Here is a 26,367-nt window from a genome sequence, read left to right as displayed (position 1 = left end):
GTGTCTTTTAATATTAAGACACAGGTCAGCTTGTAGACAAAGCCGCTTTTAGGATGCATAACCTAAAAGCGGCTTTTTGTTGAAGGCGAAGAAAATTTTTAAGAAAAACGAATGTAAAGCGGGGACTGTTGGCGGAAACGTTCCCCGTCTTTTCTTCCATAAAGCCAGCTTTTTTAAATTCATGCATGCGAAAAGAAGCGTGAGGTAATGTCCAACTTTCCTCAAGCCTCGTAGATTTGTATAGCGCATGCCATGCTTTTCCTTCGCATCGGCAAATACCCGCTCGATGGTCTGGCCGCGCATTTTGTATAGTTCTTTACCCCATTGGGTGTGTCTTATATCTTCCGCTATTTCTATGTAATGCTCCCATATATGCCGAGTTATGATTTTTGTGTAATTTTTACTTTTGGTGCACTGTAGGCGCATGGGACATTTACAGCATATTTGGGGGTTGCTCCTATATTCCCGGTATCCCGCCCGGTTGGTGGTGCTGTATTCTAATATTTGGTTGTTGGGGCATATGTAACAATCATAATATTCGTCATAGACGTATTCGCGTTTTTTAAAGTAGCCATCTTTGGTCATCGGCCTCTTGTAGGGCATAACGGGAAGCGCTCCTGCCTCAATGATTTCTCTGCATATCCCGGGGGTTTTGTAGCCTGCATCAACCACTACCGCCTCTATTTTAGAAAATTTATCGTTTACTTCTTGAAATAAATCGGAGAATACCTGGCTGTCATGAACATTTCCAGGTGCTATTTTGACACCAAGGACAAAGTTGTTCCGGTCACAGGCTACAGAAGCTGTGTAGGCAAAGCAGCGCTCTTTTTCCCCTTTTTGAAACATCCCACTTTCAGGATCTGTGGTGCTTACCCTGACTTTTTTAGAGCTATTTTCTCCTTTGTTGTTATCGTCATCATCATCTTCTTCTTCAAAGGGCTTTTTACCGTTTGCTTCCCGTTCGGCGTTGATTTCTTTTAAAAGTTCTTTCTTATATTTTTGAGTCCGTTGCTTAGCGACTTTCTCGATATATTTATTCTTATTGGCACTGGCTTTTATGTGAGTAGCATCGATAAATACTGCATCTGTTTTAACAAACCCGCATTCTATTGCTTCCATCAACACCCGCTCGAATATCTTTTCAAATAGATCACTTTCCTTAAACCGCCGTTCATAGTTTTTTCCAAAAGTTGAAAAGTGAGGTATTTTTTCTTGTAATCCATAGCCTAAAAACCAACGGTAAGCTACATTGACTTCTACTTCTCTGATGGTTTGGCGCATGGAGCGGATTCCATACAATGCTTGGAGCATGAGTAGCTTAATTAACACTACCGGGTCAATACTAGGTCTTCCTGTATTTTCGCTATATAGGTCTTTTACTTCATCATAAATGAAATTAAAGTCGATGCTTTCTTCTACTGCCCTAAGGAGATGGTCTTGAGGTACTAAGCTATCGATGCTTACTAATTCTACCTGCTCTATTATTTCTCGATTTTTCTTCGTTAACATTTCATCGCCCCACAATATTTTTGTATCTTCTTTAATTTTACTAAAAAGCTGATGATTTTTGTACTGGCTTTTGCAAAAAAAGACTGTCGACAGTTACTTTGTCGACAGTCTGAGACCTGTGTCTTTTAATATTAAGACACAGGTCTTTTTTTTTTTCGATCTTGATAAATCCTCTTTCGTCGCAGGAGAATTTTTAAAGTAACCAGAATGCGCCTTTGAAAATATTATATGAAGAGATAGATTTTTGGCGGAAGGAAGGAGTGACGAAATTGAGAAAAATAGCGCTAATTATGGTTATTGTCCTGCTGGTATCTGTCTTTGCGGCGGGATGTAGCCGCGAGATTCAAAAAGAGCAGTCCGCGCAAGGCGGTGGTGTGCAGGGAGGCCATTTCCCGGGGGTTCAACCGCTTTCGCCCGCGGTAAAGGTGACAGTGGGGATGAAGCAGGTGGTTTCCGATGCGGGAATACTAATCGGCATGGCTAAAGGATATTACAAAGAACTCGGTATAGAAATCGAGCCCGTACAGTTCAACACGGGACAGGACATGATAAACGCCCTCGGGGCTGGCCAGCTTGACGTGGGGTGTACCGTGACGGCGTCCGGCCTGTTCAATGCGATGTTACGGGGGATTCCGATAAAGATAGTGGCCGACAAAGGAATAAATGTGCCGGGCAGGGGATACTACCGGCTGGTAATCCGTAAGGACCTGGTGGACGAAATAAAGGACTACAAGGACCTGAAGGGACGGAAACTGGCTGTGGTCGGCACTGCATCTCTCGATGAGATCGCCCTGGACCGGGTCCTGAACAAAGCGGGTTTGACCACTCGTGACGTAGACCTGCAGGTCATAAGATCCTTTCCCGATATCGTGGCTGCCATGAGCAACAAGAGCATTGACGGCGGCATGCTCATAGAGCCTTTTATAGCCGCGGCTGTAGAAAAGAACATAGCGGATCCGTGGAAAGACCCTTCCGAGTACGATCCTGATGCCCAGACCGCGCTGCTGGTTTACGGAAAGAGCATGATAGAAAGGCCGGAGGTCGCAAAAAGATTCATGCTGGCATATATAAAATCCCTCAGGGATTACAACGATGCCTTTTTCAAGAATATTAATAAGGACGAGATCGTATCAATTCTTGCCGAATACTCGGTGGTCAAGGACAGAGCCCTTTACGATAAGATGTTTCCGGTAGGTTTGAACCCCGACGGCTATGTTAAAATGAAGGGCATCCGAATGGACCTGGATTGGTATAGCAAGAGGGGATTATTGAAGGGCGAACTTAAGGCCGAAGACGTTGTAGATAACAGCTACGTAGATTACGCTCTGAGTGTCCTTGGAAAGTATGAATAAAAATGGTAGATTATATGGACCAGTTTACGCATCTGAAAGGGGGGAAGCATCGTGAGTGCTGTTGAAGATAAGCTAAACCGGATCATAAAAATCGAAGAAGTAAGTAGCGGTACCGATAAATCGCTGCAGGGAAGGGCTCTCTTACTCAAAGTCCTCTCCTTTCTTTCCCCCTTATTTTTACTTTTAATATGGGAGATCCTGGCCAGATTAAATGTTATAGACGTCCGCCTTTTTTCCAGCCCTTCGCGGATCTTCGCTACACTGGTGCCGCTTATTTCTTCGGGAGAACTGCTGTACCACACTCTGATCAGCGCCGGAAGAATATTTCTTGGATTTATCGCAGGCGCCGTGCCCGGGGTAATCCTGGGCCTTTCCATGGGACTTTTTCCTCCGGTGAGAGCTTTACTCATGCCACTGGTGGCCGTCACCTTTCCCATACCCAAACTGGCCATTATGCCATTGATACTTATAGTTTTCGGGCTTGGTGAAACCTCGAAAATATTTACAATAGCTATTGGCGTATTTTACCTGGTGCTGATTAATACCATGGCGGGAGTCCTGAACATCGACACCATATATATGGATGTGGCCAGGAGCTTCGGTGCGAACAGGGCTCAATTTTATACGACGGTGGCGTTTCCCGGCGCCCTTCCGATGATCTTCGCGGGGTTAAAGCTGGGAATGGGCACCGCGCTCCTTCTTATCGTAGCGGCAGAGCTTTCTGCCGCCCAGGCTGGTGTGGGGTGGATGATCTGGCGGGCGTACGACATGTTCGACATAGAAAAGATGTTCTGTGCGCTGATAGTCCTGGCTATTTTGGGGTACATCTTTTCTTACGCCCTGGACTTTGTCGAGAAAGTTGTAATTCCTTGGAAGAATCGCTGAAAGGTGGGGATAATCTTGGGCGCTGCGGAAGTTATTCGAGTGGAAAACCTGACAAAAATTTTCAGGACCCGTGATTCCGAGATCGTTGCTCTGGAAAACGTAAATCTGTCGGTTAAGGAAGGGGAGTTTCTCTGCATAGTCGGACCCAGCGGATGCGGCAAGACCACCCTTCTCAGGATTTTTGCGGGGCTGGAGAGACAAACTCATGGAAAGGTGTACCTCAGGGTTAAAAATACCGATAACCCCCTCACCGCGATGGTGTTTCAGGGAGACTCCATTTTTCCGTGGATGAAGGTGACGGAAAACGTGGAATACGGCCTGCGAATGAGGGGAATTCCCGCCCGCGAGAGGAAGGAAATCGCACTGAAGTATCTAAAATTGATGGGGCTTGAAAAATTTGCCGATTATTATCCCCACCAGCTCTCCGGTGGTATGAAGCAGAGGATAAACGTCGCGAGGGCCTTTGCCAGTGACCCGGAAATACTCCTTATGGATGAGCCTTTCGGCGCTCTCGACGAACAAAACAGGCTAATCCTGCAGCAGGAACTTTTGCGGATATGGGAAGGAAGCGGCAAAACCACCGTTTTCATAACCCACAGCATCGATGAAGCTCTGCTTCTTGGGGATAGGATAATAGTAATGACTGCACTGCCGGGAAAAATAAAAGCCATTCTCGAAGTGGGGCTGGCGAGGCCGCGGGATATGCTTTCGATAAAGTCCTCTCCGCAGTTTGTAGAGCTTTACAAAGAAATCTGGGGGCTTTTGCGGGAAGAAGTGCTCAAAGCCAGGGATATAAAGTGTTAAAAAATTAACCGGGGGAAGGGTTTATGCCGGAATTATTATCGAGCTTTCTGCTTGCCGTTGCGGTAAGCGTAGACAGTTTTTCTGCAGGAATCGCCTATGGAATGAGAAAGATAAAAATACCCGTACTTTCCCAGCTTATAATTGCCTTTTCGACTTCGGTGGCCCTTTCACTGGCAATGGCAGGGGGTAAGCTGCTGGAGAAATTTATAAGCCCGCACCTTACCGAATATGCCGGCAGCTTCATTTTATTTTTGTTAGGCGTATCATCGTTGAGAGAAACCCTGGCCCGGAGGGATTTGCCCGAAGATCGCCAAAACCCGAGACCCAGGATGATAGCCACCTTTAAGATAAAACCGCTGGGGCTTGTCGTAAAGATACTGAAAGAACCCGTTGTAGCGGACCTGAATATTTCGGGCACTATAGAAACCAGAGAAGCTTTCCTGCTGGGTACAGCCCTGGCTTTGGATGCCTTCGGTGCGGGCTTGGGGGCTGGAGCTGCTGGATTTAAGGTGCTTCCGACAATCACACTTGTAACATTTATGGGGTTCATTTTCATGATGATAGGACTGCATTTGGGATTTAAAAGGTTCCAGGGGCAAAAAAGCTATTTTTCTTTTATTCCCGGTGGGTTGTTTATATTTCTGGCCGTGGCCAGGGTTTTATGGAAATTCTAAAAGCAGATGGACTTTCTTAGGCGACACCACCGGAATTGACTTTCGGGGGGATTTCTAAAAGACCTTTCTTTACTTTCTGTTTCTGTATAAAATATCCGGCTATAAGCAACCCCAGGCCTACCAGGTCGGTTTCGATACCAGGAGTCACCATTAGAACACCACCGGCAAAGAAAATAATTCGTTCCAGTATCGATTGATGGGTGAGGAAGTACCCGGATACCGCTGAACCTACTCCGATTATACCTATAATGGAGGTTATAACGATTTCAATGATATCTGCAGCCGTGACATTTATGAGGAGCATCGAAGGGTGGTAAACAAAAACATAAGGTACCAGGAATGCAGCTATTGCCAGCTTTGACGCCTCTATACCGGTCCGGAAAGGATTTGCCTTTGCTATACCGGCGCCGACGAAAGCAGCTAAAGCCACAGGCGGCGTTACGTCGGCGATGATGCCGAAGTAAAAGGCGAACATGTGAGCCGCCAGCACGGGAACGTTCATCATTATCAGTGCCGGAGCCGCTATAGTAGAAGTTATGACATAGTTGGCTGTTGTCGGCACCCCCATGCCCAGGATAAGGGATGTTATCATGGTGAAAAACAGGGTTAGGAAAAGGTTTTGGTTGGCGAGATCCACCAGCGTTGAGCCTAGCTTAAGGCCTAGTCCCGTCTGGGTGACGACGCCGACGATTATACCGGCGCAAGCGGTAGCGGCCACTACTCCGAGGGCGCTCCGGGCTCCCTGTTCCAGGCCTTTTACAATATCCGAAAAGCTTATACGTGTATTTTTTCTCAGCATCGAAGAAAGGATTACGAGCATAATTGCAAAAAGCGCCGCCTTCATTGGAGTACGGCCTGTTGCCAGCAGATAAATTAATGCGATGAGGGGGATGAGCAGGTGACCCCTTTCTTTCAAAATTATACCGAGTTTCGGGAGTTCCTCGCGCTTCATGCCCCTGAGCCCGAGCTTCTTTGCTTCAAAGTGAACCTGAGTCCATACCCCGAAATAGTAAAGAAGCGCGGGTATGACTGCCGCCTGGATTATTCTCAAATAAGGAACTCCAATGAATTCGACCATTAAGAAAGCTGCTGCGCCCATTATAGGCGGCATGATCTGCCCTCCGGTGGACGCGACGGCTTCCACGGCGCCGGCAAATTCGGGCCTGTACCCAAGGCTTTTCATCATCGGGATGGTGAAACTTCCGGAACCCGCGGTGTTGGCCACTGAACTGCCGGATACGGTTCCTTCAAGAGCGGAAGAAATGACCGCCACTTTGGCCGGTCCTCCTGCTGCCCATCCGGCTATTGCGTTGGCAAGGTCAATGAACAGCTGGCCAAGCCCGGTTTTTTCAAGGAAGGCACCGAGCAGTATAAACAGGAAAATAAACTGCGAAGAAACTCCGATGGGTATACCGAATATACCTTCCGTTGTAAAGAACTGGTGCTGGACGAGGCCCGGCAGGTCTACACCCCTGTGAGCTAGTGGTCCCGGCATTTGTCGCCCGAAAAGAGCGTAGATAATGAAGAGAGAAGCGATGATGACCATTGGCGGTCCTACTACCCTCCTCACGGCCTCCAGCACCAGGAGAATTCCTACCAAGCCTATGATGTAGTCGAGAGTGGTAACCGTTCCGGCCCGCTCTACCAGCTGCTGGTAAAATGCGGGTATATACAGGGGAACTGCCGCTCCCAGTATTGAAAAAACTATGTCGATAGGATGAATACTTTCTCTGGACCAGGATTTTCGCGCTGGGTATAAAAGGAATATGAGACACAGTGCGAATGAAAGGTGAATGGACCTCTGGATCATGGCGTCCAAGGCACCTTCGGCGGCGGTGTAAAGCTGAAACACGGAAAAAGTTATGGCGATAGCGGCGACCAACTTTGCCGCAAAACCCCGGAGTGTTCTATAGTCGGATTCTGCATCGACTTTTCTTAATATTTCCTGGGCAATTTTTTCGGCGTCTGCATTAAAATTTGGTTTTTCGCTCATTTTTTCCACTCCCTTCTGTTGATTTTTTTATAATCCATCGATGCCCGGCGGAAATAGTGAGCAGGTCTTCTCTTTCCGCGATATCGGTGAAATTTATGCGCCTGCCGTCAACGATTACTGCGTGACCGGGCAGCGGAGAAACCCAGAGGGGTATTTTGTCTAAAGTCTTCGATTCCCTCACGACGAATTCGCCGTTTTCATTTTTAAATCCCCCCTCGGATGAAAAGGGCAATCCCGTACCGAGCGAATAAAAACGCACTTCTTTAATAGTCATGGTGTTGTCATCGTTTATGTTATAAAGCTCGTAAACCGGGGTTTTTTCTATGGAGTGCAGGAAAGTAAGGGTAAACTCACCGTTTTTAACCGGAATGACCGTTCTGCTTTTTTTATGCTCGTTATATATGATAAGTACCTTTTCCTGTTCTAAGCGGAAATGGGTGAAGAAAATCGCTGTCAATACCGTTAATATAACCACGCACAGGAGTTTCTCAGCTTTCATAAAAGGAGCATTGGAATGGCTCCAATGCTCGAAAACCCCTCCTTCAGCTATTTGCCGATCTCGTTAAAGTATTTTTCGGCTCCGGGATGAAGCGGTATGGACATACCCTCTTTGCCGGTGTCGGGCACTATGAGCTCGCCGCTTGAGTGAGCCGCTTTCAAGCGCTCCTGGTTTTCGTACATGGTCTTAACCAGCTGGTAGACCGTATCTTCGTCGTATTTAGCACTTACCGCAAGCATGGATTTGACCGATACCGTCACAACATCTTCCGTCTGTCCGCTGTACGTGTTAGCCGGTATTACCGTCCGGGTGTAGAACGGGTACTTGGAGGTAAGGGTTTCGATGGTCTTGTCGTCAAGGGGTATGAGCACTATCTTATGCTGGGCGGCGATATCCTGTATCGCTGCCGTTGGGTATCCGGCCGTAACAAAGGCTGCGTCGATATTGCCGTCTTTCAGGTTGTTGGCAGCATCAGCGAAGCTTAAGTATTGAACCTGAATATCGTTGTAGGTTATACCGGCAGCTTCGAGGATCTGCCTGGCGTTGGCTTCGGTGCCGCTGCCCGCGGAACCCACGGCCACCTTCTTGCCCTTGAGGTCGTCGAGGGTTTTGATCCCCTTATCGGCTCTGGTGACGATCTGGATCGTCTCGGGGTAGAGAGTCGCAAGGCCCCTTATGTCCTCGTACTTGTTGTCCTTAAACATCTCGGTGCCGTTGTAAGCGTAATAAGCGATGTCGTTCTGTACGAAAATCACTTCGGCTTTTCCGTCTTTTAAAAGGTTTACGTTCGCCACCGAAGCGCCGGTGGTCTGAGCGGTGGCGTTTACCCCCTGTATGTTTTTATTCCAGATTTCCGCTAAAGCTCCGCCGAGAGGAAAATAGGTACCTGAAGTTCCGCCGGTTGCTATATTGATGAATTTCTGCCCTCCGGCGTTGCTGCCACCGCAGCCGGCAGTGAAGAGGGCAACCAGCAGCAAGATGGTTAGAAGGCTAAAAATTTTTTTACCCATATTCAGGCCTCCTTTTTTTGTTAATTAATTCTATTCTAATTTTAATTTACAAGTAACTCTAAATATACTATTTTCTAAAAAAACCCCACTAAAATGCATACATGTATACAATTGATTTTAATTCGATTAATTGAAAATGTCAATATTTTTGTCAAGTATAATTTGCAAAATGCAATGGAGGCAAATTAATGTTATAATATAAAGAAAATGATAATAGGAGGGGTCTTTTTTGAAGTATAAAGCCACGACAACGTTGGTGGCCATTGCCGTAATACTCGTGATGCTTGTAGCATATGTCCTGGGCGGCTACAACGGCCTTGTGGCCGCGGAGGAAGACGTAAACGGCAAGTGGAGCCAGGTGGAAAACCAGCTCCAGAGAAGAGCCGACCTTATTCCCAATCTGGTGGAAACGGTAAAGGGTTACGCGGCTCACGAGCAGGAGATATTCACAGAGGTCACCAGGGCCCGCGAAAAACTCATTAGCGCCGGTTCCGTGGTGGAAAAGGCTCAGGCCGAGGCAGAGCTTTCCAGCGCCCTATCGCGTTTGCTGGCCATCGTGGAGAACTATCCTAATTTGAAAGCCGACGCCAACTTCAGACAGCTGTCCGACGAGCTGGTGGGCACCGAGAACCGCATAGCCGTGGCCAGAATGGACTATAACAACGCCGTCCAGAGGTACAACAGCAAAATACGCAGCTTCCCGACGGTCATCATTGCAAGACTTATGGGTTTTGATAAAAAAGAATACTTTAAAGCAGAAGAGGGGGCCAAAGAGGCACCGAAGGTGGACTTTGATAAAAAAGGAGACCAATAAAAATGGATATTAAAAAATCCATTTTAACACTTCTTTTTGTGGTTTTAACCGCCGTAATGTGTCTTGCGGGATTTTTACCGGCCGTCCACGCTGCCGAGCCCGTTCCCGCCCGGCCTTCGGAACTTTTTTACGTCTACGACTACGCCGGCCTTATAGACGAAGCCGATGAGGCAAAGATGAGGGAAGTGGCGAAAGTTATAGACGATAAGAGCGGGGCTCAGGTGGTAGTTGTGACGGTGAACGACCTGGCAGGCAGGACGATAGAAGACTATGCCCTGACCCTTTTCAGGAGCTGGGGCATAGGAGACAGGGAAAAGAACAACGGAGTCCTCATCCTGGTGAACAAGGAGAACCTGCTGGCCGGAAGGAGCGGCCGGATTCGCATAGAGGTGGGTTACGGCCTTGAAGGGGCGATAACCGATGGGAAGGCCGGATGGATCCTCGACACCTATGCACTGCCCGCTTTTGAAAAAGGGGAATTCTCCAGAGGTATAGCGGATACCTTCATGGCCGTTTCAGCCGAAGTCGCCCGGGAGTATGCCCTCGATCTGGAACAGGGTGAGCTTTCCGGCCTCTCCGATTATGTCCGGGAAGAGGGCATACCTTTTGATCTGATCCTTGCTATTATAGTATTTATTATTGCTGCGATTATGGTTATAAACAGAGGTAGAAGAGCGGCGCGCCGGTGGCCCTTCGACGATCACGGGCCTTTCTGGGGTCCCTTCGGCGGAGGCGGATTTGGCGGAGGTTTCGGTGGCGGTGGCGGCTTTGGCGGCGGTTTTGGAGGAGGTTTCGGCGGCGGAGGTGGTAGTTTCGGAGGAGGCTCCAGCGGCGGCGGGGGAGCAAGCCGGTAAAACTTCCGGTACAGGTATTTTTTGACTGGTGTTACGTTATAATAATCATAACGGAATTTTTTTATTTTCCCAAAGGGCGGGTGACTGATTTTGAGGGTTTTCATTAAAGGCATCGGAGAAAGGTCTTACGAGGGTCCCGTTACTTTCCTTGAAATATCCCGGGAAGTTCAGGCGGCCTTTTCATCGCCTGTAGCTGCCGCCGTCATGGGAAACAGGGTTTACGACCTTGAGCACACCCTTACCGGCGATGCGGATATAGAATTTCTGGATCTTTCTACCGAGATCGGCATGAGGATTTACTTGAGGACCCTCGTTTTTATTTTTATAAAGGCATGCGGCGATGTTCTGCCGGGCAGCCGGGTGCACGTGGAGCACTCCATAGGCGATGGAATATACTGTGAAGTGTACTGGAAGGAACCCATCGGTGAAGATGATGTGGAATCGATAGAAAAGAGGATGCGGGAACTGGTCGATAAGGATATACCTATAGTTAAAAGAAGGATGGCCGTCGAAGATGCGGCAATCGAGTTCAAGAAAATGGGATGGGACGACAAGGTAAGAGTGTTGAAATATGTAAAAAAAGATTATGTAGATGTATATGAACTCGACGGTTTGAAAGGCTTTTTTCCCGGCTATCTACTGCCGTCCACCGGTTACGTCCAGTGGTTCAAGCTGAAGTTTTACCTGCCGGGCATCATCCTGCAGCATCCTCGTCCGGAAAACCCGACCGAACTGCCTACCTTTAAGGAACAGCCCAAGCTGTTTAAGGTAATCAGGGAATCCGAGCGCTGGGCCCATATCCTGGGAGTCGCCGACGCCGGAGCGTTGAACGATTACATTACCTCCGGCCGGGCCGGGGAAATTATAAGGATAGCCGAAGCTCTCCACGAAAAGAAGATTGCCCAGATTGCCGACACCATTTCCGAAAACAGGGATATGCTCAGGGTTATACTGATCGCCGGTCCATCGTCGTCCGGCAAGACCACCTTCGCACAGAGGTTGATGGTACAGCTCAGGGTAAACGGATTAAGGCCCGTATCCATATCCCTGGACGATTATTTCGTTGACCGGGACAAAACGCCGCTGGACAGCGATGGAAAGCCCGATTTCGAAGCTCTGGAAGCTATAGATCTGAAACTTTTCAATCAGCACCTCGCTGCCTTAATACAGGGCAAGGAGGTATACCTGCCCAAATACAATTTCATTACTGGAAAGAGGGAATTTCAAAAGTTTCCAGTCAAGATCGACAAGGATCAGCCCATCCTGGTTGAAGGCATACATGCCCTCAACGAGAAACTCACTTTTGCCATCCCGAAAGAGGATAAATTCAAAATTTACGTGAGTGCCCTTACGCAGCTTTCTATAGACAATCATAACTATATCTCAACCACAGATACAAGGCTCCTCAGGCGCATCGTCCGGGACAGCCGCACCCGCGGGGCCGACGCCAGGATGACCATAGCCATGTGGCCTTCGGTTCAAAAGGGAGCCCGAAAGCATATTTTCTCGTTTCAGGAGGAAGCAGACGTAATGTTTAACTCGGCCCTGGTATATGAGTTTGCGGTATTGAAAAAATACGCCGAGCCCTTGCTCAGAGAGATCAAACCCGAGCATCCGGAATACGTGACGGCCGGGCATCTTCTGAAATTGCTGGAGTACTTTGAACCTCTGGAAGACGAATGGGAAATACCGGCCACATCAATAATCCGCGAATTCGTTGGCAGCAGCTGCTTTAGGGTGGGATAGCGGAAAATAGGGGGAATACCCGGTGGATTTTGATAGAGATTGCTGTTATAATTATAATTACAGAATATTAAAAACAGAGGGGAGCATCTGTTATGAAAGTAACGGTAAGCGGCAAGAATTTTGAAGTGACTCCGGCTCTGAGAGAATACGCGGAAAAGAAGATAGGAAAATTGGGCAGGCATTTCAATCATTTAAATAACGACAACCTGGAGGCACAGGTGACGCTTCACGTAGAAAAAGACAGGCATATCGTAGAAGTTACGATACCAGTAAACGATATAATACTTAGAGGCGAAGAAGAAACCCAGGACATGTATTCTTCCATAGACCTGGTTGTTGATAAACTGAACAGACAAATTGAAAAATACAAGACAAAGCTCACAAAAGCCCTGAGGAAGAATTCCAACAAAAACGACGCTGTGGTCGAGAGCGAAATCCCCGAAGAAAATGAGCCGAGGATCGTCAAGGTTAAAAGATTTGCAGTAAAGCCGATGAGCGTAGACGAAGCGGTACTGCAGATGGACCTCCTCGGGCACGATTTCTTTGTTTTCGTCAATGCTGAAACCGATGAAATAAACGTTGTTTACAAGAGAAAAGACGGGGATTACGGCCTGATAGTCCCCGAAATGCTCTAGCCTACCTGTCGGGTAGGCTTTTTTAAATTTTAAACTCCACGCTGAAATTGACCCTATTGCTTGGATAATGATAATTTTAAATCTGGAAAATTCATCCGAATTCTCGGGTCTAAACTCTACAACAAAAGCAAAACGTAATCAGCGGTAGGATCAGGGTTAAGGGATTGCCGGAACTGCTCTTAATATTGATTTTTTGGAAAAAGTCTTGATTCAAAAGTTCCTGTATTTTCAATATTTCGTCGCCCATAAAAATACCTGCTTTCTTGATAAAGGCAACCTACTAAATAATATGAGCCGTGGTGCAAAAGTGAAACCCCGAGGTAATTTTTGCCTCGTCAGGCAGGAGAAAAATAGAAATCTGTCGAAGTATATCTTGAATGAAAATTTTTATAAAGGTATAAAAAATTTATGCTGTACGTTGGAATCAAAAAAATTACCGGCTTTTTACTGGATGCCCTTTTCCCTGAAAGCCCCTTTTGCGCTGTGTGCGGCTCCAGGCTGCCGCAGGGTGAGCGCCTGCTCTGCGGTTCGTGCAGGGATAGGATGGAGCCGATAAGCCAGCCGTTTTGCTTAAAATGCGGCCGGCCGCTTTATTGCGAAAATGCGGTATGCGCCGACTGTAGCGATAAAAACCGCTATTTTGTGGGGGCAAGAGCCTGGGGCGTTTACCGGGGCGTTTTAAAACAGGTTATACACCTTTACAAGTACCGGGGAGAGCGCCGCCTGAGCTACTTATTAGGCCTAAAAATGCTCGAGGCTCTCGAAAGACAGAACTGGCCTTCCTTCGACTACCTGGCACCCGTCCCCCTGCACCCGAAAAGGGAGCGAGAGAGGGGGTTCAATCAGTCCCTGCTGCTTGCTGATGTGATCAGCAGCAAGACCGGTATACCTGTTTTCAAAGGCCTCATCAGGGCAAGGCCGACCGAACACCAGACCTTTTTAGAGAAAAGCTCCAGAGAAACCAATGTAGCCGGAGCTTTTGCGGTAAAAGACGGCTCTGCGATAAAAGAAAAGACCCTGCTTCTCATCGATGACGTCTATACTACGGGGAGCACGGCCGATGAATGCTCAAAGGCCCTGCTTCAAGCCGGGGCTTCCGGTGTTTACGTACTGACCGCTGCAAGAGGGTGATTACTGGAGGTGAATGGAGTGGAAATCAGGAACTGTCCGGTGTGCGGTAAAGTATTTGTTTTCGTGACCAGGAACCTCTGCTCGGAATGCGCGGCCAAAGAGGAGGAGGAATTCCGAAAGGTAAAGGATTACCTGTATGAAGTTCCGGGTGCCACTATGGAAGAAATTTCCGAAAAAACCGGGGTTTCTACCAAGAAGATACTGGAATTTTTAAGGGAAGGGCGGCTGATCCTCAAAAGGGAAAACGCGAACATACTGCTCCATTGCGAAATGTGCGGTTCTCCAATTCTCACCGGACGGGTCTGTGAAAAGTGCGCCGGAGAGATGAAGAGAAAGTTCGGCATCGGCAAAACTCCCCTGAATCAAAGTGGGGACATGAAGGGCAGGATACACCTCAGCCGTTACCAAAAGCAAAAAATTTAGAGAAACGCGGGCAAAAAACAAAGAATTTCGGATTAATTTTAAGATATTTGCGGCAAACCGCCGGATATGCGCCTCATTCGCGCGCTTTTTTTATGCGATAAATTATATAGAAGTTACGCGAAAGGGGAATATACCGTGAATATAAACCGGACGGGCCTTCAGGGTATCATAAAACTCTACGAAACCGCTGCAAGAGAGATAGAGAGAAAATCAGAAAAAAAGTCCGGTAGGTATTTGACCGACAGGCTCAGCCTTTCCTCCGATGCCGTAGAAATAAAAAGAGCTTTAGAACTTGCCTCAAAGACCGGAGAAATAAGGACGGAAAAGGTTGCAGAGCTCAAGGAGAGGATTGAAAAGGGCACCTACAATATCGAGGGAAGGCTCATAGCCGAAAAAATGGTCGAGGATTTTCTGGGGGGAAAATTGATATAACGGGGGCTTTTGTATGAACTTTTTGGGGGCTGCAAATGAACTTGTTGAAAATCTAAAAAGACAGCTGGAAATCTATGAGGAGCTGCTAGGGCTTTCGGAAAAGAAAACAGATATCCTGGTCAAAGGTGATGTAAAAACCCTAGGGGAGATAACGGAAATAGAACAGGAATTGATAGTAAGGCTCGGCAGAATAGAAGAGGAGAGGATAAAAATAGTCGCGGTGATCGCCGGCGGAGAAATTACCGTCAGCCGGTTGGAGGAGAAACTCCCGGATAATATAAAGATGGAACTCGGAAGGATATCCGGAGAACTTATCGAAGTTCTCGCAAAACTTCGCGACAGGAATCAAATCAACGAAAAGCTCATTCAAAGAGCTCTTGAATACATCAATTACTCTATTGAAATCATAGCCGGGGTCGGCAAAGAGGCTACCGGCTACGGCGCCGATGGCAAAACCGCGGAAAAGGAGACCATAAGGCTTATCGACAAAAGAGCGTAGACGGGACGGTGAACTATTTTGTATTCCAGCTTTTTCGGCATTGAAATCGCAAAAAGGGCGCTCTTTGCCCAGCAGAGGGCCCAGGAAAACGTATCCCATAACGTGGCCAACGCTAACACGCCCGGATACTCCAGGCAGCGACCGGTAATGGAGGCCACCTATACGAAGCCGTGGGCCGGCATGTATACCGCTGCCGGAGCGGTCCAGGCCGGGACCGGGGTCCGGGTGGCCGATATCGTCAGGATAAGGGATGCTTTTGCCGATATGCAGTACAGGGACGAGAACTCGTCTCTCGGCCAGTGGTCGGTCCAGACCGATATACTCCGGCAGGTGGAGGCGGTGTTCAACGAACCTTCCGATATAGGCGTTTCTTCGGTGCTGACCCAGTTCTGGCAGGCGCTGGAGGAACTTTCCAAAAATCCCGAGGCCATAGAAATAAGGGAAACGGTAAAGGAGAGAGCGGTAACCCTTGCCGACACCGTGAACCACGTGGCCACCAAACTCACGGAAATACTAGATGATATAAACTTCAGGATTTCGGTAAAGGTAGACGAAGTCAACACCCTGGCGCGCCAGATAGCGGACTTGAACGCCCAGATACAGCAGATGGAAATAACCGGAATCACCGCCAGCGACCTGAGGGACAAGCGCGACGTGCTGCTGGACGACCTGTCGAAACTGGTTAACATAAACACATACGAGGATGAGAACGGCGTCTTTACGGTTAACGTGGGAGGCGCCATCCTGGTGAAGGGCAGCGACTACGAAGTAATGTCCTTCGACGGGGCGGACATCAAATGGCAGGTTTATAACACTCCGGTAAACATAGCGAAGGGTGAACTGAAAGGTTTGCTTGAACTGAGGGATCAAAAAGTCAAAACATACCTTGATTCCATCAAGACCTTTGCCCAAACCCTGGCGGGGGAGTTCAACAAAATTCATAAAAGCGGCTACGACCTAATGGGAGATCCAGGAGAAGACTTCTTCATATATAATAATTCCCTTTCGGGCAGCATCCTCTCGGTAAATCAAAGCATACTGAATGATGTTAAAAAGATCGCAGCCGCTCAAGACCCGGATGCGGTTCCCGGCGATAACCGCAACGCACTTAAGCTGGCTGATCTAAAGTATATGAAACTGACCACGCTGGGTGGCACGCTGGACGAATACTACGGGTCCCTGATTGCAAGGCTGGGGATCGATTCCCAGCAATCCATACGCATGACGGAGAGCCAGGAGTTCATGGTGAGCCAGCTGGATGAGCAGAGGAAAGCCGTGTCATCGGTCTCGCTGGATGAGGAAATGAGCAGAATGATCATGTACCAGCACGCCTACAATGCGGCGGCCAGAATGATAACGGCCATCGACGAAATGCTGGACACTATTGTGAGCCGTATGGGAATAACCGGAAGGTAGGGATGTAAATGCGGGTAACCCAGAGTATGATAACCGAAGCATTTATAAGAAACCTGTCTCAAAACCTGAGAAGGCTCGGTAAAAAGGAAGACATGCTGGCTTCAGGCAAAAAAGTACGGCTGCCTTCCGACGATCCGGTCTCAGCCACGCTCGCCATGAGACTTCGCGATACCCTCTTAACCGTAGAGCAGTACACCAAAAACACCGAGGATGCTATAACCTGGCTTAAAAGCACCGAAACCGCCCTGGCCAATACGGGGGAGATTCTACAGCGAATAAGGGAGCTCACCGTATATGCGGCCAACGATACCCTCTCTGCCGAGGAACGAGAAATGGTGCTGGATGAGATAACCCAGCTAAAACACCAGCTGCTGCAGGAAGCCAATGCGAGCCATAACAAAAAGTATTTGTTTAACGGTTATCACACCGATCAGGCTCCGTTTTATATAGATGCAATGGATGGTAAGATAAAACCTTCAGTTGCGACGAGCGAGACGGTGGACTACAACATCGGAAGGTCCAATAGCATTCAGGTGAATGTAATGGGTAACGATGTTTTCACGGATATATTTCTGACCGTAGAAGACATCGAGCAGGACCTGCTGAACAACGATTCTGCAAGTTTATCTGGAAGGCTTGATCAACTGGACAATGCCATAGACACAGTCTTAAAATACCGCTCGCAAATAGGCGCCAGGATAAACAGGCTGGAAGCCACAAAGACCAGACTGGAATACAACAACATCGATTATACTGAACTGCTTTCCAAGACGGAAGACGTCGATGTGGCAAAACTCATAATGGACCTGAAAATGGAGGAAAACGTATATAGAGCATCACTGGCTGTAGGCGCCCGCATAATCCAGCCCACCCTGGTGGATTTTCTAAGATAGCATAATATGGCCCTGAAAGGGCCTTAAATTTATGGCGGGAGGTGATCCTGTTGCTTTTATATCGCGTCGATATAAAATTCGGATTCGGACAGTTGGGTTTTAATATTTACCCGGGAGATGTGAAAATAAAAACCGATATTATAAATCAATTCAATATTGAAAAAAAAGAACCGGAACTAGATAATAAAGCTAGTTTACCACAGATAACAATAGATTCCTCGCAATGCTGGATGGAAATTGGATATTTTCCTCCTCAAGAACTTGCGGTGAACTTTTTCGAGGATGCTAAAAATTCGACCCTTGATTACATTGAAAAAAAGGCTGTTGAAGGTGATATGTTGGGTGCCATAGAAAAAGGAATCCAAATTCAGGATTTGGCTTTATCTGAGGTTTTCACCGAAAAAGATTTCAATATTGACTTTGTTCCTAAGTCAAGGCCGAAAATCAGAGCGACTTCTGCAGAGCTTTCATTTAATTATCGCCCTGGTCATGTAAATGTGGATGTGGGTCGCTTCCCGGTTAAGTTTAATCATTATAGGGCGGCAGTTAAAGCTTATCTTGAGAAAAAACCTTTCATAGATATTAATGTAGTAAAATCCGGGGAGAGGATCGATATTAAACTGTGATTTCATTAAAAAATTTGGAGGGCTAATTAAAATATGTTAAAAATTAAAACCAAATATTTCGGGCAAATTGAAATCGACGAAAACAAGATAATTACTTTTGTCAGCGGTATTGTGGGTTTCGAGTCGCTTAAAAAGTTTATCCTCATAGATCATCCCGGTAATGAACAGATAAAATGGCTCCAGTCCGTTGAAGAACCTAATTTTGCCCTTCCATTGGTCGATCCCCTGCTTTTCTTTCCGGACTACTCTCCGACAGTATCCAAAGAGTACATTTCTCCTCTCAAAATCCAGTCGCTGGCTGATGCGGTTGTACTGTGCGTTCTAACGGTTCCGCAGGACTTAAAGGTAACCGTGAATTTAAAAGCACCGATTATCCTGAATCCTATAGAGAGTCTGGCTGATCAAATCATTGCCGAAAACCCCGAATACAAAACGAAGCACCCCATTAAGCTGTTGAGTGATGCTAACGAGGGGCGGTGATTTATAATGCTTGTGCTGTCCAGAAAAAAAGAAGAGAAGATCCTCATCGGGTCTGATATAGTGATTACTATAGTGGATATAGAAGGGGATAGGGTAAAATTAGGAATCAATGCACCGCCCGGCGCTAAAATCCTCCGGGCTGAACTTTACGAAGAGATAAAAGAAGAAAACCGTGGGGCTAATGGCTCTTCCTATGAGGTATTAAAAAAGCTCGATAATATTATAAAAAAGTGATTTCAAGTATATAGAAAGGACATCTAGCCATGCAAATAAACTTTCTGGATCTCAAAACCCAGTATGAAACGATAAAAGAAGAAATAAAAAATGTCCTCTTAGCGGCCGTAGAAAGCGGCCAGTACATAATGGGTCCTAACGTCAAGGTCTTCGAACAAGAAATAGCCTCATATCTTGGCGTAAAACACGCCATCGCCGTGGCCAACGGTACCGATGCCCTGGTCATGACTCTGGACGCCCTGCGTATAGGCCCCGGCGACGAAGTTATCACATCCCCGTATACCTTTTTCGCCTCGGCCGAATGCATATCCCGGGTGGGAGCAAAACCCGTATTCACCGACATAGATGCCGACACCTTAAACATGAATCCTGAAGAAATAGAGAAAAAAATCACAGAAAAGACAAAAGCCATAATCCCCGTCCATATCTTCGGTCAAGCTGCTGACATAGAAAGAATAATGGCCATTGCGGAGAAATATGGCCTTCACGTAATAGAAGACGCCTGCCAGGCCATAGGAGCCGAAATAAACGGCAGGAAACTAGGCACCATTGGCAAAGCCGGCTGCTTTTCCTTTTTTCCCACCAAGAACTTAGGAGCTTACGGGGACGGAGGCCTTGTAGTAACAAACGACGATGATCTCGCCGAGAAAATAAAACTCCTTCGGGTACACGGAAGCAGAGTGAAATACTTTCATACAATCATAGGATACAACAGCCGCCTCGACGAAATCCAGGCGGCGATATTGAGGGTAAAGCTAAAGCATATCGATGCCTGGAACGAGGCGCGAAGACAAAAGGCAAAACTGTATAACGAGCTATTGCAAAACACCCCTGTGAAAACGCCCGGCGTAAAAGACGAAAAAAGTCATGTATATCACCTCTACACAATCCTTGCTCCCGAAAGGGACGAACTTAAAAAATACCTGGAACAAAAAGGCATACCAACGGGGATATATTACCCCTTACCCCTGCACTTACAGGAGGCATATAAAAACCTAGGCTACAAAAAAGGTGACCTGCCCGTCGCTGAAGAAACGTGTGAAAAAAACCTCTCGCTTCCACTTTACCCTGAACTTCCCGAAAAACACATAAAATACATAGCAGACGCCATAATCGAATACTACAAAAAAGGGTGAACCCGATGACAACAAATCAGGGAACAATGGAATTAATAGAAAACAATACAGCCCTCGAGCTAATAGAAAAAATAAACACGAAAACCGCAAAAATAGGCGTAATAGGCCTGGGGTATGTGGGCCTTCCCTTGGCCGTAGAAAAAGCCAAAGTCGGCTACCAGGTCATCGGCTTTGACATACAGCAGAAAAAAGTTGAAATGGTAAACAGCGGCATAAACTACATAGGTGACGTCATTGACGGCGACCTCAAAAAAGTGGTGGAAAGTGGGAAACTGAAGGCATCCTCTGATTATGACGAAATAAGGGAATTAGATATAGTAACCATATGCGTCCCCACCCCGATAGACAAAAACAAGCAGCCCGACCTCACCTACGTAAAAAACTCTACAAAAGAAATAGCAAAAAGACTTCACACCGGCATGTTAATAGTCCTCGAAAGCACTACATACCCGGGTACAACAGAAGAAGTATTAAAACCCATCCTCGAAGATACCGGGTTAAAATGCGGGCAGGACTTCTTCCTAGCCTACTCTCCCGAAAGAGTCGACCCGGGTAACAAACGATACAACACCAAAAACACCCCCAAAGTAGTGGGTGGAGTCACGAAATTCTGCACAAAAGTGGCGGCAGCGCTCTACCGCAACGTCCTTGAAGGAGAGGTCTTCGAAGTTTCAAGTCCCAAAGTTGCCGAAATGGAAAAAATCTACGAAAATGTGTTCCGGCACGTAAATATAGCCCTGGCTAACGAAATGGCCCTCCTTTGCCGACGGATGGGTATAGACGTCTGGGAAGTAATAGAAGCGGCAAAAACCAAACCTTACGGCTTCATGCCCTTTTACCCGGGTCCGGGCATAGGCGGCCACTGCATTCCAGTAGACCCTTACTATCTCCTCTGGAAAGCAAGAGAGTATGACTTTCACACCAGATTCATCGAACTTGCCGGTGAAATAAACGAATACATGCCTAAATACACCGTAGAAAGAGCTGCTGAAATCCTCAATGAAGCATCAAGACCCCTAAAAAACGCTAAAATACTAATCCTGGGCGTAGCCTATAAAAAAGACATCGATGACATGAGAGAAAGTCCGGTGCTTAAAATAATAGAAGAACTCGAAAAAGTGGGTGCAGATGTAAAATACAACGATCCCTATATACCCGAGTTCACCCACAAAGGAAAACATTATAGATCAATAAAAATAACAGAAGAACTCCTCAAAGATGCCGACCTCGTAATAATAGCCACCGACCACAGTACCTACGACCCTAACTTCATCCTGGAACATTCGAAACTGATCCTTGATACTAGAAACGCCATGAAAAACCTCTCTCACCCCAAAATCCATAAACTGTAGGTGAAAAACTTTATGGAAAAACTAAAAATTGCTGTAATAGGCTGCGGCAGCATAGCTAGAAAACACATAAAAGCTATAGCGGAAAACAAAGACAAATTAGAACTCACAGCCCTATGCGACATTGACCCTCAAAAGACTGAACAGCTCGCTGCCGGTTATCAACAGCTTACCGGCAAAGAGCCAGGGAAAATAAAAAAACACACCGACTATGAGAAAATATTAAAAGACCAGGAAATAGACATAGTTGCCATCACCACCTCCAGCGGTATAAGACCCAAAATAGCCATAGGAGCCCTTGATGAAGGAAAACACCTCATCCTTGAAAAACCCATGGCCCTTTCAACGAAAGATGCAGACCATATAACAAAAAAAGCCGAACAGAAAGGCCTAAAAGTCACTGTATGCCATCAGCTGCGATTTTTACCCCATATACAGAAACTAAAAGAAATCGTAAACTCCGGCACTATGGGGAAAATAGTCCACGCAGCTGCAGCCATGCGCTGGAACCGCAGCAACGAATATTACTCCTCATCTCCCTGGAGGGGCACCTGGAAACACGACGGCGGTGCTTTCATGAACCAGGCCATACACCTTATAGACCTACTTTTATGGATTATGGGACCCGTCCAAACCGTCTACGCCGAGACCGGCACTTTCATCAAAAAAATCGAAGCGGAAGACGCAGGAGCGGCTTTACTCAGATTCAAAAATGATGCCCTGGGCGTCATAGAGGCTAGTGTCTGTGTATACCCCGAAAATCTGGAAGAAACCCTGGGCGTTTTCGGAGAAAAAGGCACCGTTGTAATCGGAGGGAAAACCCTCGACATAGTAAAAACCTGGAACATTAAAGACCAAAAACCTTATGAAACCGAAAAAGAACAGAAGGACCTTCATGTCCTGCTTTACGAAGACATGATAAACGCAGTAAAAGAAAACCGCGAACCCCTAATAAACGCCAAAGAAGGTCAAAAAGCCGTAGAACTTGTGCTTTCCATATACAAATCCTCCCTCACAAAAAAGCCGGTGAAACTGCCTCCCGGCGACTTTTCAACAGAACACATGATAGGGGGATAAAAAATGAACCACATATCCAACAGAGCAAAAATAGCCCCTGACGTAAAAATAGGAAAGTTCACCGTAATAGAAGACGACGTAGAAATTGGTAAAGGCACTGTAATCGGTAATAACGTCACTATATATAAAGGAACGAAAATAGGCAAAAACGTAAGAATAGACGACAATGCTGTAATAGGCAAACAGCCCATGCGAGCCCAAAACAGCATATTCAAGGACACTGCAGAAAAACCTCCCTGCCGTATAGGCGACGAGACCATAATAGGTACATCGGCAGTAATATACGCCGGGAGCGTCATCGGTTCAAAATGCCTCATTGCCGACCTTGCTACCGTAAGAGAAGACGTGACAATAGGCGACATGACCATAATAGGCCGGGGAGTTGCAGTAGAAAACTACTGCAAAATAGGGTCGAAGTGCAAAATAGAGACAAACGCCTACATAACCGCCCTATCGGAAATAGAAGACCAAGTTTTCGTAGCCCCCTGCGTAGCCACCTCCAACGACAACTCTGCTGGGCGGGATCCTGACCGGGTAAAGAAGATGAAGGGTGTAACTGTAAAGAAAAAAGCAAGGATTGGAGTAAACGCAACGATCCTCCCTGGGAAGGTCATAGGCGAGGACGCCTTTGTGGGGGCTGGAGCCGTTGTTACGAAAGACGTGGAAGATGGCAAGGTAGTAATCGGGAATCCAGCGAGGGAGAAGGATGATTTATCTGTTAGTGGGAAGGAGAAAAGTTGATGAACGATCTGGAATTGAAGAAAAAACGATTTAAAGAACTCATTGAAGAACTCATTAACGACGGTGATCTGGAAAGTGCTGAAAAGTATTTGAATGAGTATGAAAAAAGCATCACTGGGGATGCTGATGTTTACTCGATGAAGGGGATCATACGTTTTATAGAAGGGAAATACGACGAAGCGGAGAGATATTTTAAAAAAGGATTGCTGCTTGAATATAATAATGTGGATTTACTGTATAATTTGGCAAAATTAAAAATGCACTTAAATGATGGCGGGACGGCTTTGAAATACTTAGTGAGAGCACTATTTTATTCTTCAGAAGACGAATTGAAGAGAGAGATACGAGATCTGATTTCGACGTTGAAAGGCGACAATGAAATGGAAATCCCCAAAAAAATAGTATTTTTTGTAAAGCCGGGTCTAGATAATTTCATTAATGATATAATAATGGGATTAACCGATGAATATGAAACCAGGAAAGTTATAGTGAACAATTTAAAGCAAATCGATGAAGGTATGGAATGGGCGGATATTTGCTGGTTTGAGTGGTGTGATGAGCTTGTTATTTACGGAAGCAAACACCTACTCGCAGAGAAGAAGAAAGTTATTTGCAGATTACATAGCTATGAGGCTTTTACGGATTACCCAGCCAAAGTGAATTGGGCTAATGTTGATAAAGTAATATTTGTTGCAAAACACATTTATGATATAGTTGCAAAAAGGTTTTCCGGAATTAAAGAAAAAGGTAAAAGCATCGTTATAAATAACGGTATTGACTTAAACAAATTTACTTTTAAAAATAGATGCAAAGGTTTTGATGTTGCATATGTGGGGTATATAAATTACAAAAAAGGGCCGATGTTGCTTTTACAGTTGATAAAAGCTCTTGTTGATATTGATAAGAGATATAAACTTCACATTGCTGGTGTTTTTCAAGACGAGCGATATAAACTATATTATAAACAAATGATCGAAGAAATGGGTATTAAGGATAATGTAATATTTTATGGTTGGGTTGATGATATAGATAAATGGCTTGAAGATAAGAATTATATTGTTTCTACTAGTGTTCTGGAAGGGCATCCTTATTCTGTTATGGAAGCAATGGCTAAAGGAATAAAACCTGTTATTCACTGTTTTGTTGGAGCAAAGGATATATTTGAAAATAGATATTTATGGACTACCATAAATACAGCAGTTGAAATGGTTCTTTCTAATGAATATAATTCGCTAGAATACAGGCGATTTATCGAAGGTAATTATTCTTTGGAAATTCAAATTAAGAAGATAAGGGAACTACTTAATTCTTTAGGGAACATGATTGAGATAAACTCTATAACAAGCAAGCAAACAACCCAAGTAAAAAGTGTGTGGGATAAAATATGGAGCCATTATAAATCCGAGGGACCGGTAAAGATTGCTAATGAACCGGGTGGGATGGTATTAAGGTCTGAGTTTATCGATCTTTTAAATAATTTTTTCGTACTAAAAAGTGCAAAAATCCTGGAGGTCGGTTGTGGTGGCGGTCAATTTTCCTTGGAATTTTGTCTAAGAAATGCATTTTATGAAGGGATTGATTTGAGTAAAGATGCAATTGATTTAGCAAGAAAACTTTCAAGCTTTTACAGTTTAAAGAATTGTAATTTTAAGCTTGGAGATGGGTTTGATTTAAGTTACCCAAATGGGCAATTTGACATAGTATTCAACATGGATGTGATTGAGCATTTCACCGACGATGACATAATAAAGATGCTGAAAGAAATGGCTAGAGCAGGCAAGTACGTCGTAATTGGAGTGCCATATAGTGGTTCGAAAATTTACAGTGTTGCAAAGAAATTTTCACAGAAAACGGGTACCTGGGAATACGGGTATGAAAGGGACTTTCATACCCTCGGACACTTATTTGAAAAAGCAGGATTAAAATTACTGTATGAGGATGTCATAGGTTATCAATCAGAATGCCAATATTTAAAAAGGATAAATCTAGGAGCTTATGAAGTTGCTTTAGGAGAAAATATTGCGCGGTTGTTTCTCAGTGATAATGAAAAAATCGGTAGCTGGTTGATTTCGATAGGAACTTTGAGCGAACAGTACAGTGAAATATTTAATAAAGCAAGGCAGTTGAAGGGTAGAGTTGAGTTTTCTAAGGGAGTGAAAGTAAGAGAGGGAAAGAATCCATCCGTTTCCATAATAATACCCTTTTACAATGGTAGCGAGTATGTTGCCGGATTAGTTGAAAATCTATCTCAAATAGAATATGATAACTTCGAAGTCGTATTTGTGAATGACGGCTCTGAAGAAAACACTGAAGAGATCCTTAAAAAAGAAATGTCAGCAATAAAAAATATCAACACAACATTTATAAGATTTGATGACAATAGAGGTCAGTTTTTTTCGAGACTTGAAGGCATAAAACATTCTTCCGGCGAATATGTGTTTTTCCATGATATGGATGATATTATTTATAGAAAAGGGTTCAAAAAACTTATTAATGATATGGGAAATTTCAGCAATAGTGATAGCATACATATTCCTGTATCCTGTGCACTGATGGATGAAAATGGTTATAACGGTCAGATATGGTATCATTCTATCCTGCCGTCGGCTGCGGATTATTTAGTTGAAGAGGTGTTGTCTCTTTGCGGTAAGGTTTCTATAATAAACACTCTATTTAAAAAAGAAATGCTTATTCAATACTACGAGGAACTAAGTACTCTTTTAGGTGGGATTATCAAGAAAGAGAAAATTAAAGTGGGGGAAGACACTGTAGTTTTTGATTTTCTAGCAATGAGAGGTGCAATATACAGAATCCTTCCTGTTTACTATACTTTACGAGGGTATAGGTTTTCCAGACAATCATTTTCAAGAAATTTACATTATAGACTCAACGGTATACCTTTAACTATTGCTTTTAACATTAATTATCTTTTAGGGGAAAAACTAATTGATAACCATTTTGAAAACACTGTAAAAGAAAAGGTTTTAAGTACTTATGGGAGTGAAATGGGAAACATATTTTTAACAAATTACGAGAGGTATAGAGAAATGTTAAAAAATATTATCATCTAAGCCTTTAGAGTTTTTTTATAGATAAAATTCCCTTGACTCTGATGGTTGGCGGAAAGTTAAGTTGATAAGTGGTTGTAAATAATA

26 protein-coding genes are annotated in these 26,367 nt (G+C 45.4%); 22 read left to right on the top strand and 4 right to left on the bottom strand.

The genetic code is table 11. The annotated features are described in order from the left end of the window. Positions 1 to 48 precede the first annotated feature (48 nt). Positions 49 to 1,509: an IS1182 family transposase gene (locus TOCE_RS08095; RefSeq protein WP_425358463.1), complete on the bottom strand. Its 1,461-nt coding sequence runs from the start codon at positions 1,507 to 1,509 to the stop codon at positions 49 to 51. Between the two features lie 269 nt (positions 1,510 to 1,778). Between TOCE_RS08095 and TOCE_RS08090 the strand changes: the two genes are divergently transcribed. The 4 genes from TOCE_RS08090 to ytaF are packed head-to-tail and all read left to right on the top strand — an operon-like array spanning position 1,779 to position 5,224. After that, positions 1,779 to 2,861, top strand: coding sequence for an ABC transporter substrate-binding protein (locus TOCE_RS08090; RefSeq protein ID WP_013276381.1), 1,083 nt, complete (start codon positions 1,779 to 1,781; stop codon positions 2,859 to 2,861). 51 nt (positions 2,862 to 2,912) lie between these two features. Further along, entirely contained in the window at positions 2,913 to 3,746 is an 834-nt protein-coding gene (locus TOCE_RS08085; protein ID WP_013276380.1) for an ABC transporter permease, read from the top strand. 15 nt (positions 3,747 to 3,761) lie between these two features. Next, a complete protein-coding gene (locus TOCE_RS08080; RefSeq protein WP_013276379.1) occupies positions 3,762 to 4,550 on the top strand; it encodes an ABC transporter ATP-binding protein in 789 nt (262 codons plus the stop codon). Between the two features lie 23 nt (positions 4,551 to 4,573). Beyond that, the gene (ytaF, locus tag TOCE_RS08075) at positions 4,574 to 5,224 is read left to right on the top strand and encodes a sporulation membrane protein YtaF (protein WP_013276378.1); all 651 of its coding nucleotides are present in this window, start codon (positions 4,574 to 4,576) and stop codon (positions 5,222 to 5,224) included. A 16-nt stretch (positions 5,225 to 5,240) separates the two neighbouring features. Here the strand turns inward: ytaF and TOCE_RS08070 are convergent, their stop codons facing one another. Genes TOCE_RS08070 through TOCE_RS08060 form a run of 3 tightly spaced genes read right to left on the bottom strand, consistent with a single transcriptional unit; the run spans position 5,241 to position 8,726 of the window. Continuing rightward, complete coding sequence (locus TOCE_RS08070) at positions 5,241 to 7,217, bottom strand: TRAP transporter permease (RefSeq protein ID WP_013276377.1); 1,977 nt, start codon at positions 7,215 to 7,217, stop codon at positions 5,241 to 5,243. Then, positions 7,195 to 7,716: a DUF1850 domain-containing protein gene (locus TOCE_RS08065; RefSeq protein WP_013276376.1), complete on the bottom strand. Its 522-nt coding sequence runs from the start codon at positions 7,714 to 7,716 to the stop codon at positions 7,195 to 7,197. Before TOCE_RS08065 ends, TOCE_RS08070 begins: the two co-directional genes overlap by 23 nt. Before the next feature lie 47 nt (positions 7,717 to 7,763). Beyond that, on the bottom strand, positions 7,764 to 8,726 hold the full coding sequence (locus TOCE_RS08060; RefSeq protein ID WP_013276375.1) for a TAXI family TRAP transporter solute-binding subunit: 963 nt from the start codon (positions 8,724 to 8,726) through the stop codon (positions 7,764 to 7,766). Positions 8,727 to 9,006: 280 nt separating this feature from the next. Here TOCE_RS08060 and TOCE_RS08055 point away from each other — a divergent pair, with 280 nt between their 5' ends. The 18 genes from TOCE_RS08055 (at position 9,007) to TOCE_RS07970 (ending at position 26,283) form a co-directional block, all read left to right on the top strand. Further along, positions 9,007 to 9,540, top strand: coding sequence for a LemA family protein (locus TOCE_RS08055; protein ID WP_049817959.1), 534 nt, complete (start codon positions 9,007 to 9,009; stop codon positions 9,538 to 9,540). Positions 9,541 to 9,542: 2 nt separating this feature from the next. Then, complete coding sequence (locus TOCE_RS08050; RefSeq protein ID WP_013276373.1) at positions 9,543 to 10,394, top strand: TPM domain-containing protein; 852 nt, start codon at positions 9,543 to 9,545, stop codon at positions 10,392 to 10,394. Between the two features lie 90 nt (positions 10,395 to 10,484). After that, the gene (locus tag TOCE_RS08045; RefSeq protein WP_013276372.1) at positions 10,485 to 12,140 is read left to right on the top strand and encodes a nucleoside kinase; all 1,656 of its coding nucleotides are present in this window, start codon (positions 10,485 to 10,487) and stop codon (positions 12,138 to 12,140) included. 92 nt (positions 12,141 to 12,232) lie between these two features. Then, entirely contained in the window at positions 12,233 to 12,775 is a 543-nt protein-coding gene (hpf, locus tag TOCE_RS08040; protein WP_013276371.1) for a ribosome hibernation-promoting factor, HPF/YfiA family, read from the top strand. Between the two features lie 408 nt (positions 12,776 to 13,183). Continuing rightward, on the top strand, positions 13,184 to 13,906 hold the full coding sequence (locus TOCE_RS08035) for a ComF family protein (RefSeq protein ID WP_013276369.1): 723 nt from the start codon (positions 13,184 to 13,186) through the stop codon (positions 13,904 to 13,906). A gap of 18 nt (positions 13,907 to 13,924) precedes the next feature. After that, on the top strand, positions 13,925 to 14,329 hold the full coding sequence (locus tag TOCE_RS08030) for a TIGR03826 family flagellar region protein (protein WP_013276368.1): 405 nt from the start codon (positions 13,925 to 13,927) through the stop codon (positions 14,327 to 14,329). A gap of 135 nt (positions 14,330 to 14,464) precedes the next feature. Beyond that, entirely contained in the window at positions 14,465 to 14,761 is a 297-nt protein-coding gene (gene flgM / locus TOCE_RS08025; protein WP_041423911.1) for a flagellar biosynthesis anti-sigma factor FlgM, read from the top strand. 13 nt (positions 14,762 to 14,774) lie between these two features. Then, positions 14,775 to 15,260: a flagella synthesis protein FlgN gene (locus tag TOCE_RS08020; RefSeq protein WP_013276366.1), complete on the top strand. Its 486-nt coding sequence runs from the start codon at positions 14,775 to 14,777 to the stop codon at positions 15,258 to 15,260. Positions 15,261 to 15,278: 18 nt separating this feature from the next. Beyond that, on the top strand, positions 15,279 to 16,676 hold the full coding sequence (flgK, locus tag TOCE_RS08015; RefSeq protein ID WP_013276365.1) for a flagellar hook-associated protein FlgK: 1,398 nt from the start codon (positions 15,279 to 15,281) through the stop codon (positions 16,674 to 16,676). A gap of 8 nt (positions 16,677 to 16,684) precedes the next feature. Beyond that, positions 16,685 to 17,569: a flagellar hook-associated protein FlgL gene (gene flgL, locus TOCE_RS08010; RefSeq protein ID WP_013276364.1), complete on the top strand. Its 885-nt coding sequence runs from the start codon at positions 16,685 to 16,687 to the stop codon at positions 17,567 to 17,569. A 50-nt stretch (positions 17,570 to 17,619) separates the two neighbouring features. Further along, the gene (locus tag TOCE_RS11700; RefSeq protein ID WP_013276363.1) at positions 17,620 to 18,195 is read left to right on the top strand and encodes a DUF6470 family protein; all 576 of its coding nucleotides are present in this window, start codon (positions 17,620 to 17,622) and stop codon (positions 18,193 to 18,195) included. 33 nt (positions 18,196 to 18,228) lie between these two features. Next, positions 18,229 to 18,675 carry a flagellar assembly protein FliW gene (gene fliW / locus TOCE_RS08000; protein WP_013276362.1) on the top strand — a complete coding sequence of 149 codons (447 nt, stop codon included), beginning with the start codon at positions 18,229 to 18,231 and terminating at the stop codon, positions 18,673 to 18,675. A gap of 6 nt (positions 18,676 to 18,681) precedes the next feature. After that, on the top strand, positions 18,682 to 18,909 hold the full coding sequence (gene csrA / locus TOCE_RS07995; protein ID WP_013276361.1) for a carbon storage regulator CsrA: 228 nt from the start codon (positions 18,682 to 18,684) through the stop codon (positions 18,907 to 18,909). Positions 18,910 to 18,938: 29 nt separating this feature from the next. Further along, positions 18,939 to 20,045: a DegT/DnrJ/EryC1/StrS family aminotransferase gene (locus tag TOCE_RS07990; protein WP_013276360.1), complete on the top strand. Its 1,107-nt coding sequence runs from the start codon at positions 18,939 to 18,941 to the stop codon at positions 20,043 to 20,045. 5 nt (positions 20,046 to 20,050) lie between these two features. Continuing rightward, complete coding sequence (locus tag TOCE_RS07985; RefSeq protein ID WP_013276359.1) at positions 20,051 to 21,397, top strand: nucleotide sugar dehydrogenase; 1,347 nt, start codon at positions 20,051 to 20,053, stop codon at positions 21,395 to 21,397. Between the two features lie 12 nt (positions 21,398 to 21,409). Next, positions 21,410 to 22,471, top strand: coding sequence for a Gfo/Idh/MocA family protein (locus TOCE_RS07980; RefSeq protein ID WP_013276358.1), 1,062 nt, complete (start codon positions 21,410 to 21,412; stop codon positions 22,469 to 22,471). A gap of 3 nt (positions 22,472 to 22,474) precedes the next feature. Next, entirely contained in the window at positions 22,475 to 23,212 is a 738-nt protein-coding gene (locus tag TOCE_RS07975) for an N-acetyltransferase (protein ID WP_013276357.1), read from the top strand. Continuing rightward, the gene (locus TOCE_RS07970; RefSeq protein ID WP_013276356.1) at positions 23,212 to 26,283 is read left to right on the top strand and encodes a glycosyltransferase; all 3,072 of its coding nucleotides are present in this window, start codon (positions 23,212 to 23,214) and stop codon (positions 26,281 to 26,283) included. The genes TOCE_RS07975 and TOCE_RS07970 overlap by 1 nt, the downstream gene beginning before the upstream one ends. Positions 26,284 to 26,367 lie beyond the last annotated feature (84 nt).

This window comes from Thermosediminibacter oceani DSM 16646 (genome assembly GCF_000144645.1).
Classification (GTDB): domain Bacteria; phylum Bacillota; class Thermosediminibacteria; order Thermosediminibacterales; family Thermosediminibacteraceae; genus Thermosediminibacter; species Thermosediminibacter oceani.
Note: the sequence above shows the minus strand (reverse complement) of the source record. Positions and strands in the feature narration are given on the sequence as shown.

Excerpts from the sequence above, each read along its gene's own strand:
- hpf (WP_013276371.1), top strand. The coding sequence starts at position 12,233 with ATGAAAGTAACGGTAAGCGGCAAGAATTTTGAAGTGACTCCGGCTCTG.
- csrA (WP_013276361.1), top strand. The coding sequence starts at position 18,682 with ATGCTTGTGCTGTCCAGAAAAAAAGAAGAGAAGATCCTCATCGGGTCT.
- TOCE_RS07985 (WP_013276359.1), top strand. The coding sequence starts at position 20,051 with ATGACAACAAATCAGGGAACAATGGAATTAATAGAAAACAATACAGCC.
- ytaF (WP_013276378.1), top strand. The coding sequence starts at position 4,574 with ATGCCGGAATTATTATCGAGCTTTCTGCTTGCCGTTGCGGTAAGCGTA.
- TOCE_RS08035 (WP_013276369.1), top strand. The coding sequence starts at position 13,184 with ATGCTGTACGTTGGAATCAAAAAAATTACCGGCTTTTTACTGGATGCC.
- TOCE_RS08065 (WP_013276376.1), bottom strand. The coding sequence starts at position 7,716 with ATGAAAGCTGAGAAACTCCTGTGCGTGGTTATATTAACGGTATTGACA.
- TOCE_RS08055 (WP_049817959.1), top strand. The coding sequence starts at position 9,007 with ATGCTTGTAGCATATGTCCTGGGCGGCTACAACGGCCTTGTGGCCGCG.
- TOCE_RS07990 (WP_013276360.1), top strand. The coding sequence starts at position 18,939 with ATGCAAATAAACTTTCTGGATCTCAAAACCCAGTATGAAACGATAAAA.
- TOCE_RS07980 (WP_013276358.1), top strand. The coding sequence starts at position 21,410 with ATGGAAAAACTAAAAATTGCTGTAATAGGCTGCGGCAGCATAGCTAGA.
- TOCE_RS07970 (WP_013276356.1), top strand. The coding sequence starts at position 23,212 with ATGAACGATCTGGAATTGAAGAAAAAACGATTTAAAGAACTCATTGAA.
- TOCE_RS08070 (WP_013276377.1), bottom strand. The coding sequence starts at position 7,217 with ATGAGCGAAAAACCAAATTTTAATGCAGACGCCGAAAAAATTGCCCAG.
- flgL (WP_013276364.1), top strand. The coding sequence starts at position 16,685 with ATGCGGGTAACCCAGAGTATGATAACCGAAGCATTTATAAGAAACCTG.
- TOCE_RS08020 (WP_013276366.1), top strand. The coding sequence starts at position 14,775 with ATGAACTTTTTGGGGGCTGCAAATGAACTTGTTGAAAATCTAAAAAGA.
- TOCE_RS08050 (WP_013276373.1), top strand. The coding sequence starts at position 9,543 with ATGGATATTAAAAAATCCATTTTAACACTTCTTTTTGTGGTTTTAACC.
- TOCE_RS07975 (WP_013276357.1), top strand. The coding sequence starts at position 22,475 with ATGAACCACATATCCAACAGAGCAAAAATAGCCCCTGACGTAAAAATA.
- TOCE_RS08095 (WP_425358463.1), bottom strand. The coding sequence starts at position 1,509 with ATGTTAACGAAGAAAAATCGAGAAATAATAGAGCAGGTAGAATTAGTA.
- TOCE_RS08060 (WP_013276375.1), bottom strand. The coding sequence starts at position 8,726 with ATGGGTAAAAAAATTTTTAGCCTTCTAACCATCTTGCTGCTGGTTGCC.
- fliW (WP_013276362.1), top strand. The coding sequence starts at position 18,229 with ATGTTAAAAATTAAAACCAAATATTTCGGGCAAATTGAAATCGACGAA.